The organism is Hydrogenophaga sp. (assembly GCF_026125825.1).
GTDB lineage: Bacteria > Pseudomonadota > Gammaproteobacteria > Burkholderiales > Burkholderiaceae_C > Hydrogenophaga.
The window spans coordinates 1-9,160 of record NZ_JAHCKK010000128.1; the positions used below are offsets into that span (position 1 = coordinate 1).

9 protein-coding genes are annotated in these 9,160 nt (G+C 67.6%); all 9 read left to right on the forward strand.

The annotated features are described in order from the left end of the window. Window positions 1-241: 241 nt before the first annotated feature. Entirely contained in the window at window positions 242-2,359 is a 2,118-nt protein-coding gene (locus KIT86_RS22925) for a 3-hydroxyacyl-CoA dehydrogenase NAD-binding domain-containing protein (protein WP_297402703.1), read from the forward strand. Between the two features lie 140 nt (window positions 2,360-2,499). Beyond that, on the forward strand, window positions 2,500-3,675 hold the full coding sequence (locus KIT86_RS22930; RefSeq protein WP_297402705.1) for an acetyl-CoA C-acyltransferase: 1,176 nt from the start codon (window positions 2,500-2,502) through the stop codon (window positions 3,673-3,675). Window positions 3,676-3,686: 11 nt separating this feature from the next. Next, entirely contained in the window at window positions 3,687-4,124 is a 438-nt protein-coding gene (locus KIT86_RS22935) for a PaaI family thioesterase (protein WP_297402707.1), read from the forward strand. 13 nt (window positions 4,125-4,137) lie between these two features. Further along, on the forward strand, window positions 4,138-5,961 hold the full coding sequence (locus KIT86_RS22940) for an acyl-CoA dehydrogenase (protein ID WP_297402709.1): 1,824 nt from the start codon (window positions 4,138-4,140) through the stop codon (window positions 5,959-5,961). Continuing rightward, entirely contained in the window at window positions 5,961-6,263 is a 303-nt protein-coding gene (locus KIT86_RS22945) for a Dabb family protein (protein WP_297402710.1), read from the forward strand. The genes KIT86_RS22940 and KIT86_RS22945 overlap by 1 nt, the downstream gene beginning before the upstream one ends. 134 nt (window positions 6,264-6,397) lie before the next feature. Beyond that, window positions 6,398-6,757 (forward strand): YciI family protein, encoded by a 360-nt coding sequence (locus tag KIT86_RS22950; RefSeq protein WP_297402711.1) that lies wholly within the window; start codon window positions 6,398-6,400, stop codon window positions 6,755-6,757. Further along, window positions 6,754-8,052 carry a DUF6596 domain-containing protein gene (locus tag KIT86_RS22955; RefSeq protein ID WP_297402713.1) on the forward strand — a complete coding sequence of 433 codons (1,299 nt, stop codon included), beginning with the start codon at window positions 6,754-6,756 and terminating at the stop codon, window positions 8,050-8,052. The genes KIT86_RS22950 and KIT86_RS22955 overlap by 4 nt, the downstream gene beginning before the upstream one ends. Window positions 8,053-8,104: 52 nt before the next feature. Beyond that, window positions 8,105-8,896, forward strand: a complete 792-nt coding sequence (locus tag KIT86_RS22960) for an SDR family oxidoreductase (protein ID WP_297402715.1) — start codon at window positions 8,105-8,107, stop codon at window positions 8,894-8,896. Between the two features lie 7 nt (window positions 8,897-8,903). After that, window positions 8,904-9,160: PaaI family thioesterase (locus KIT86_RS22965; protein ID WP_297402717.1), on the forward strand; the 257-nt coding region annotated here is incomplete at its 3' end.

Genomic DNA, 9,160 nt, shown 5'->3' on the forward strand with positions numbered 1-9,160 from the left:
CCCGCGCCGCCTGCGGCGTCACCCCCCACCGGGGGGCGATGCCTGTGGGCCGGCGGAGCCGGACCCACGGCATCCTGGAGGGAGGCACGCGCGCCGGCCGCACCCTTTTGAGACAACCCGGCGACACCCGGGCCTTGCGGCGCTGCACAATCTTTCTAGAATCGAACGATCGTTCTTTTTACAGAAGAGCGTCACAGTCAACGCCCTCAGGCACTGTCCGACATACAACGAAGGAGCTTTCATGACCGCTGAGTACCAGGTCCACGGCGATGTGGCCGTCATCACCATGAACAACCCGCCGGTCAATGGCCTGGGTTTGTCCACCCGCCAGGGCATCACCGACGGGCTGGCCAAGGCCGAGGCCGATCCTGCCGTGAAGGCCATCGTGCTGACCGGCGCCGGCAAGGCGTTTTCGGGTGGCGCGGACATTCGCGAGTTCGGCTCGCCCAAGGCGCTGGCCGAACCGAACCTGCTCTCGGTGATCCTGGCGGTGGAAAACGCCTCCAAGCCGGTGGTGGCGGCGATCCACTCGGTGGCCATGGGCGGCGGCCTGGAGCTGGCCCTGGGGTGTCACTACCGCATCGCCGCGCCCGGCACCAATGTGGCGCTGCCCGAGGTGAAGCTGGGCCTGATTCCCGGGGCCGGCGGCACGCAGCGCCTGCCGCGTGCGCTGGGCGTGGAGCCCGCGCTGAACATGATCGTGAGCGGCGAACCCGTCAAGAGTGAAATGCTGGCCCAGTTGCCGGGCCAGAAGCTGTTCGACAAGCTGGCCGCGTCGGCCGAGAGCCTGGCCGACGAAGCCTTCGCCCTGGCCCGCGAGGTGGCCGCCAAACACGCCGCCGATGGCAGCGCGCTGCCCAAGGTGCGCAACCTGCCGTGCAAGCACCCGCTGGGTGACGCGTACTTCCAGTTCGCGCGCAACATGGTCAAGGGCATGTCCAAGAACTTCCCGGCCCCCGCCAAGTGCGTGGACGCGGTGGAAGCGGCCACCAAGAAGAAGTTCGACGACGGCATGGTCTTCGAGCGCGAGATCTTCATCAACCTGATGTGGACGCCCGAGTGCCGCGCGCTGCGCCACCTGTTCACGGCCGAGCGCGCCGCGAGCAAGATTCCCGACGTGCCGGAAGACACGCCCAAGCGCGATATTGCCTCGGTCGCGGTCATTGGCGCCGGCACCATGGGCGGCGGCATCTCCATGAACTTCCTCAACGCCGGCATCCCGGTGAAGATCCTGGAGATGAAGCAGGAGGCGCTGGACCGCGGCATCGCGACTATCCGCAAGAACTACGAAGCCCAGGTGAAGAAGGGCAAGCTCAAGCAGGACAAGTACGAGCAGCGCATGGCCCTGCTGAGCACCACGCTGAGCTACGACGACATCGGCTCGGCCGATCTCGTGATCGAGGCCGTGTTTGAAGAAATCGGCGTGAAGGAGAAGGTGTTCAAGGAACTCGACCGTGTGATGAAACCGGGCGCGATCCTGGCCTCCAACACCTCCACGCTGGACGTCAACAAGATCGCCTCGTTCACCCAGCGCCCGCAGGACGTGGTGGGCCTGCACTTCTTCAGCCCCGCCAACGTGATGAAGCTGCTGGAAGTGGTGCGCGGCGAGAAGACCGCCAAGGACGTGATGGCCACCGTGATGGCCGTGGCCAAGAAGATCAAGAAGACGGCGGTGGTCTCTGGCGTGTGCGACGGCTTCATCGGCAACCGCATGATCGAGCAGTACGGCCGCCAGGGCGGTTTCCTGCTGGACGAAGGCTGCACGCCCGAGCAGGTGGACAAGGCGATGGAGAAATTCGGCATGGCCATGGGGCCATTCCGCATGGGCGATCTGGCCGGCAACGACATCGGCTGGGCGATCCGCAAGCGCCGCTACCAGGAAAAGCCGGACATGAAGTACAGCAAGACGGCCGACCTGCTGTGCGAGAAGGGCCGCTTCGGCCAGAAGACCGGCGCCGGCTGGTACGACTACGTGCCGGGCAAGCGCGACGCGATCCCGAACGCCGAGGTGGTCAAGATGATCGAGGACCACCGCAAGTCGCTGGGCATCACGCCACGCAAGATCTCCGACGAGGAGATCGTGCAGCGCCTGGTGTATTCGCTGGTGAACGAGGCCGCGCACATTCTGGAAGAGGGCATCGCCAACAAGGCCAGCGACATCGACGTGGTCTACATCTTCGGCTACGGCTTCCCGATCCACCGTGGCGGCCCGATGATCTACGCCGACACGGTGGGCCTGTTCAACGTGGTGCAGAGCATGAAGCGCTTCGCCAAGAACCCGCTGGACGACGCGAAGTTCTGGGAGCCGGCGCCGCTGCTGGCCCGACTCGTGGCTGAAGGCAAGACCTTCAATTCGTGATGACCCCCCTGCGCCGCTTCGCGTCTTCCCCCCAGGGGGGACGCACCCTTGGCCCGGCGAAGCCGGTTCCGTGGGTGCCCCGGGGCAGCTGCGCCTCTCTCGTGTCACCGTTCCATTCGCAAGACAACTAGGAATTCATCATGACCAACGCCGTCATCGTTTCCACCGCCCGCACCCCCCTGGCCAAGAGCTGGAAGGGCGCTTTCAACATGACCCATGGCGCCACCCTGGGCGGCCACGCCGTGCAGCACGCCGTGCAGCGCGCCGGCATCGAAGCCGCCGAGGTGGACGACGTCATCATGGGCTGCGCCAACCCCGAAGGCGCCACCGGCGCCAACATCGCGCGCCAGATCGCGCTGCGCGCCGGCCTGCCCATCACCACCTCGGGCATGACGGTGAACCGTTTCTGCTCGTCCGGCCTGCAAACCATCGCGATGGCCGCGCAACGCATCATTGCCGGCGAAGGCGACGTGTACGTGGCCGGTGGCGTGGAGAGCATTTCCTGCGTGCAGCAGGAGATGAACACCCACATGCTGGCCGATCCCTGGCTGGTGAAGAACAAGCCCGAGATCTACTGGAACATGCTGCAGACCGCCGAGCAGGTGGCCAAGCGCTACAACATCTCGCGCGACGCGATGGACGAATACGGCGCGGCCAGCCAGCAGAAGGCCACGGCCGCGCTGGAAGCCGGCCTGTTCAAGGCCGAAATCGCCCCCATCACCGTGACCGCCGGCGTGGCCGACAAGGTCATGGGCCTGACCACCAAACAGGTGACGGTGGAGAACGACGAGGGCATTCGTGCCGGCACCACCAAGGAAGGCATCAGCGGCATCCGCCCGGCCGTGCCCGGTGGCGTGATCTCGGCGGGCAACGCCAGCCAGTTCAGCGACGGCGGCGGCGCGTGCGTGCTGATGAACGAAACCCTGGCCGAGAAGCGCGGCCTCCAACCCCTGGGCCGTTTCCTGGGCTTTGCGGTGGCTGGCTGCGAGCCCGATGAGATGGGCATCGGCCCGGTGTTTGCCATCCCCAAGGTGCTTGCGCGCCTGGGCCTGAAGATCGGCGACATCGATCTGTGGGAACTCAACGAAGCCTTCGCGGTGCAGGTGATCTACTGCCGCGACAAGCTGGGCATTCCCGGCGACCGCCTCAACGTCAACGGCGGCGCGATCGCGGTGGGCCACCCCTATGGCGTGTCGGGCCAGCGGCTGACCGGCCACGCGCTGATCGAAGGCAAGCGCCGTGGCGCCAAGCGCGTCTGCGTGACGATGTGCATTGGCGGTGGCATGGGTGCCGCCGGCGTGTTCGAAGTGCTCTGAGGGCCGTCACCATGGCCGAGGCCAGCGTCAGCCCCGAGGTGTTTCTGGCCATGGGGCGCGAGGTGCTGGCCGCTCAGCCGTTCTCGCGCCTCATCGGCGCCGAGCTGGCCGCGTTCTCCCGGGGGCATTGCGAGCTGCATGTGCCCATCGGCGAATCGGTGAAGCAGCAGCACGGCTTCGTGCACGGTGGCGTGCTGAGCTACGCCGCCGACAACGCACTCACCTACGCTGGCGGCAGTGCCCTGGGCTTGCCGGTGGTGACGGCAGAGTTCAAGATCAACTACCTGCGGCCGGCCATCGGCGAACGCCTGATCGCCCGGGCCGAGGCCGTGCACACCGGCAGAACGCAATCGGTCTGCCGCTGCGACGTCTTCGTGCTCCAGGACGGGGCGGAGAAGCTCTGCGCGGTGGCGCAGGGCACCATCGCCGCACTGCCAGCCAAGAACTGAAGAAGAGACATTCATGAGTCTGCGCCCCACCGTCGATTTCCTGCTCTACGACTGGCTCGACGCGCCCGCGCTGAGCGAGCGACCCCGGTTCGCCGACCACAGCCGCGAGACCTTCGACGCCGTGCTCGACACCTGCGAGCGCATCGCGCGCGAGAAGTACGCGCCATTCAACCGCGTGGTGGACACGCAGGAGCCGCACTTCGACGGCGAGAAGGTGATCCTGCCGCAGGCCACGCACGACGCGCAAAAAGCCTATGCCGAGAGCGGCATGCTCAGCGCCGCGCAGGACTACGAAGTGGGCGGCATGCAGCTGCCCTACACGGTCGAGGCTGCGGCCAACGCCTTTTTCGCCATGGCCTCGGTGAGCATTGGCAGTGGCATGCTCACCACCGGCAACGCCAACCTGCTGATGGTGCACGGCACCGAGGCGCAGAAGACCGCGTTCGCGCTCAACGAGTTCTCCGGCCGGTTCTCCGGCACCATGTGCCTGTCCGAGCCGCAGGCCGGCTCGTCGCTCAGCGACGTGGTGACCCGCGCCGTGCCCGACGGCGCCGGCTTCGAGAGCGACCCGCTCGGGCCTCGCTACCGCCTCAAGGGCAACAAGATGTGGATCTCGGCCGGCGAGCACGAGTTGACCGAGAACATCATCCACCTGGTGCTGGCCAAAATTCCTGACGAGAACGGCAAGCTCGTGCCGGGCACGCGCGGCATCTCGCTCTTCATCGTGCCCAAGAAGATGGTGAACCCCGCCGGCGAATTGACCGGCGAACGCAACGACGTGGCCCTCGCGGGCCTCAACCACAAATGCGGCTGGCGCGGCACCACCAACACGCTGCTGAACTTCGGCGAGGGCAAGTACCCGGTGCGCGGCGAGGCGGGCGCGGTGGGTTACCTGGTGGGGCAGGCGGGCAAGGGCCTGCACTGCATGTTCCACATGATGAACGAGGCCCGCATCGGCGTGGGCATGGCCGCCACCATGCTGGGCATGGCGGGGTACCACGCCAGCCTGGACTACGCGAAAAACCGCCCGCAAGGCCGCCCCATGGGCCCGGCCGGGAAGGACCCGGCGCAGCCGCCGGTGCGCATCATCGAACACGCCGACGTCAAGCGCATGCTGCTGGCGCAGAAGGCGTATTGCGAAGGCGCGCTCGCGCTGGAGCTGTATTGCGCCCGCTTGGTGGACGAGCAACACACCGCAGACGCCGCCACGGCGGACGACGCGCGCCTGCTGCTGGAGGTGCTCACGCCCATCGCCAAGAGCTGGCCGAGCGAGTGGTGCCTGGAAGCGAATTCGCTGGCCATCCAGATCCACGGCGGCTACGGCTACACGCGCGATTTCCCGGTGGAGCAGTACTGGCGCGACAACCGCCTGAACATGATCCACGAGGGCACGCACGGCATCCAGGCCATGGACCTGCTGGGCCGCAAGGTGCTCATGGAAGGCGGCAAGGGCCTGAGCCTGCTGGCTGGTCGCATCGATGGCACGATCCAGCGCGCCATCCACGTCCCCGAACTGGCTGCCCACGCCAACGCCCTGGGGCAGGCGCTCGCGCAGGTCGGCGCCGCCACCAAGGCCGCCTGGGCCACGGGCGAGCCCACCGACGCGCTGGCCAACGCCGTGCCCTACCTGCAGGCCTTCGGTCACACGGTGCTGGCCTGGGTCTGGCTGGATGTGGCGCTGGCCGCGCACGCGGCGACCGCCTCGAACGCGCGCACCGGCCGCCTGGCCGCGATGCGCTTTTTCTTCCATTACGAGCTGCCCAAGATCGGCGCGTGGCTGCAGGTGGTGAGCAGCCGCGACCAGACCTGCGCGGCCTTGCCCGAGGACGCCTTCTGATGCTGCACCACATCGTCATGTGGAAGATCAAGGCCACGCCCGACGGCAGCAGCCGGGAGGCCAACATCGCCAAGGCCAAGGCCTTGCTGGACGCCTGCGCTCAATTGGTGCCCGGGATCGTGCGCTTCGAGGTGGCCACGGCCGCAGGCGACCTGGAATGCACTTACGATCTCGTGCTCAACAGCAGCTTCACCGGCCGCGACGCGCTCGCCGCGTACCAGAACCATCCCTCGCACACCGCCCTCAAGCCCTTCATGCGCCTAGTGGTGGAGCAGCGGCAGTGCATGGACTACGAGGTCTGAGCCCTGTCCGACAGGCGGCAAAAGGGACGTGTCGATCGAACGGTTCCTCAGGCATCCAAGGGGCAGGAAGCGCGAGCTGTTTGCGCTTTCAGTCACCAGGCCGCGACATCCCGCGGCCCCTTCAGGAGCTTCACATGGAATACATGATCGTTTTCAAGGAAACCGCATCCGACTTCGAGCGCCGCCCCGACGACGCTTACTGGGGTGCCTGGGGTGCCTACATTGCCGCGCTGCAGGCGTCGGGCATCACCCGGGGCGGCAACGGCCTGCAGCCGCCGCACAACGCGACGCAGGTGCGAGTGCGCAACGGGCAACGCCAGGTGCAGGATGGCCCGTACCCCGACACCAAAGAACACCTGGGGGGCTATTTCGTGATCGACGTGCCTTCGCTCGATCAGGCGCTGGAGTGGGCTGCGCGCGCGCCCTGTGCCAGCACCGGCAGCGTGGAAGTGCGACCCGTGCTGCCGCCCATGGACATTCCGCACGCCACATGAACACCCGGGCGGCCGAAGCGGCTGCGCTGACCGCGCGGGATGCCTACGGCCGCCTGGTGGCCTACCTGGCCTGGCGCTGGAGCGACCTGGCCGCCGCCGAGGACGCGCTCGGTGATGCCCTGGTCAAGGCGCTGGAGCGCTGGCCGCGAGACGGCGTGCCTGAGCAGCCCGAGGGCTGGCTGCTCACCGTGGCGCGCCGCGAGCTGTTGCAGTCGGCGCGCCACCAGGGCGTGGTGCAGCGGCTGGCCGACGACCCGCTGGTGCGCGGGCTGCTGCCGCGCGAGGGCGACGCAGCCCCCGATCCTTTCCTGACGGCCCACCCCATCCCCGACAACCGGTTGCGCCTGATGCTGGTCTGCGCCCATCCGGCGATCGAGCGCGGGGTGCGCACGCCCCTCATGCTGCAGGCCGTGCTCGGGCTCGACGCCCAGCGCATCGCCGCCGCCTTCCTGGTGTCGCCAACGGCCATGGCGCAGCGGCTGGTGCGCGCCAAGCAGAAGATCGCGCAGGCCGGCATCCGCTTTGAGCAGCCCGAGCCGGCCGATCTGCCGCAGCGCACGCACGCCGTGCTGGAAGCGGTGTATGCCGCCTATGGGCTGGCCTGGGAGCGGCTCGGCGCAGCGGGTGAACAGGCGTCCCTGAACGCCGAACTGGCCGCCGAAGCGCTGTACCTGGCCGAGCTGTGCGTGGCTTTGATGCCCCACGATGCCGAGGCGCGCGGGCTGTGGGCCCTGTTGCTGTTTTGCGAGTCGCGCCGCCAGGCGCGGTTCGTGCCCGCACCCGATGGCAGCGAGCGCTTCGTGCCCCTGCACGAGCAGGACACGGCACGCTGGAACCATGCACACATCGAACGCGCCAACGCGCTGCTGCACGAAGCTGCAGCGCTTGGTCAACTGGGGCCGTACCAGCTGGAGGCGGCCATCCAGTCGGCCCACGCGCAACGCGCCATCACCGGCCGCGTGCCCTGGGGCGGCATCGCCCAGCTCTACCAAGGCTTGTTGCAGATCGCGCCCACGCTGGGTGCCCGGGTAGGCCATGCGGTGGCGCTGGGCACGGCGCACGGTGCAGGGCAGGGGCTGGCCGCGCTGGACGAACTGTCCGAGGCCGAGGTGCGCAACCACGCCCCCTGGTGGGTGGCGAGGGCGCACCTGCTGGAGCAGCAACGCCGCTGGCCGGATGCTGCTGCGGCCTTGCGCCATGGCATGGGCCTGACCGAAGATCCCCGGTTGCGAGCACATCTCTGGTACAAGCTTCAGGCCTTGCAGGCCGCGCCGGTGACAGACACACCCGCTTGATTCACCCACAATGCCTGACAGCGCTTTTCTCCATCACACTGAGGATGACCACATGACCCGAACCATTCCCCAACTCTTCGACCTCAAGGGCAGGACCGCCCTGATCACCGGCGGTTCGCGCGGCCTGGGCCTGCAAATGGCCCATGCCCTGGGCGAGGCCGGCGCGCGCGTGCTGGTGAGCTCGCGCAAGGCCGAGGATCTGGAGAGCGCCACCGCCGAACTGCAGGCCGCCGGCATCGATGCGCGCTGGGTCGCGGCCGATTGCTCGAAGGAGGAAGACATCCACCGCCTGGCCGATGAAAGCCTGCAGCGCCTGGGCGATATCGACATCCTGGTGAACAACGCGGGCGCCGCCTGGGGCGCGCCGGCCGAAGACCACCCGGTGGAGGCCTGGGACAAGGTGATGAACCTCAACGTGCGCAGCTACTTCATCCTCAGCCAGGTGATCGCGCGGCGCAGCATGATCGCGCGCAAGTCCGGCCGCATCATCAACACCGCGTCCATCGCCGGCCTGGGTGGCAACCCCTCGGGCATGAACACCATCGCCTACAACACCTCCAAAGGGGCGGTGATCAACTTCACCCGCGCGCTGGCCGCCGAGTGGGGCAAATACGGCATCACCGTCAACGCGATCTGCCCGGGCTTCTTCCCGAGCAAGATGACCGTGGGCACGCTCAAGGCCATGGGCGAGGAAAAGCTTGCCTCGCATGCGCCGCTGCGCCGCCTGGGCGATGACGAAGACCTCAAGGGCCTGACCGTGCTTTACGCGTCCGACGCCGGCAAGCACATCACCGGCCAGTGGCTGGCCGTGGACGGTGGCGTCTCCGTCATCACCGGAGGGTGATCCGTCCATGGATTTTTCCGTCCGCATCCCTTTTGTCGAACTGCTCGGCTTCGAGCTGCATCGGTTTGAAGGCGGGGAGGCGGAACTGCGCTTCAACCCCGGCTCCGACCACATGAACTCGTTTGACGTGGTGCACGGCGGCGCCAGCATGACGCTGCTGGACGTGGTCATGGCCCACGCCGCGCGCTCCACCGTGCCTGACATGGGCGCGGTCACCATCGAAATGAAGACCAGTTTCATGCGCGCCGCCAAGGGGCCGCTGCG

Bases quoted from the DNA above. Each gene is read 5' to 3' on its own strand.
- KIT86_RS22945 (WP_297402710.1), top strand. From the start codon at position 5,961: ATGCTGCACCACATCGTCATGTGGAAGATCAAGGCCACGCCCGACGGC.
- KIT86_RS22960 (WP_297402715.1), top strand. From the start codon at position 8,105: ATGACCCGAACCATTCCCCAACTCTTCGACCTCAAGGGCAGGACCGCC.
- KIT86_RS22925 (WP_297402703.1), top strand. From the start codon at position 242: ATGACCGCTGAGTACCAGGTCCACGGCGATGTGGCCGTCATCACCATG.
- KIT86_RS22935 (WP_297402707.1), top strand. From the start codon at position 3,687: ATGGCCGAGGCCAGCGTCAGCCCCGAGGTGTTTCTGGCCATGGGGCGC.
- KIT86_RS22950 (WP_297402711.1), top strand. From the start codon at position 6,398: ATGGAATACATGATCGTTTTCAAGGAAACCGCATCCGACTTCGAGCGC.
- KIT86_RS22955 (WP_297402713.1), top strand. From the start codon at position 6,754: ATGAACACCCGGGCGGCCGAAGCGGCTGCGCTGACCGCGCGGGATGCC.
- KIT86_RS22940 (WP_297402709.1), top strand. From the start codon at position 4,138: ATGAGTCTGCGCCCCACCGTCGATTTCCTGCTCTACGACTGGCTCGAC.
- KIT86_RS22930 (WP_297402705.1), top strand. From the start codon at position 2,500: ATGACCAACGCCGTCATCGTTTCCACCGCCCGCACCCCCCTGGCCAAG.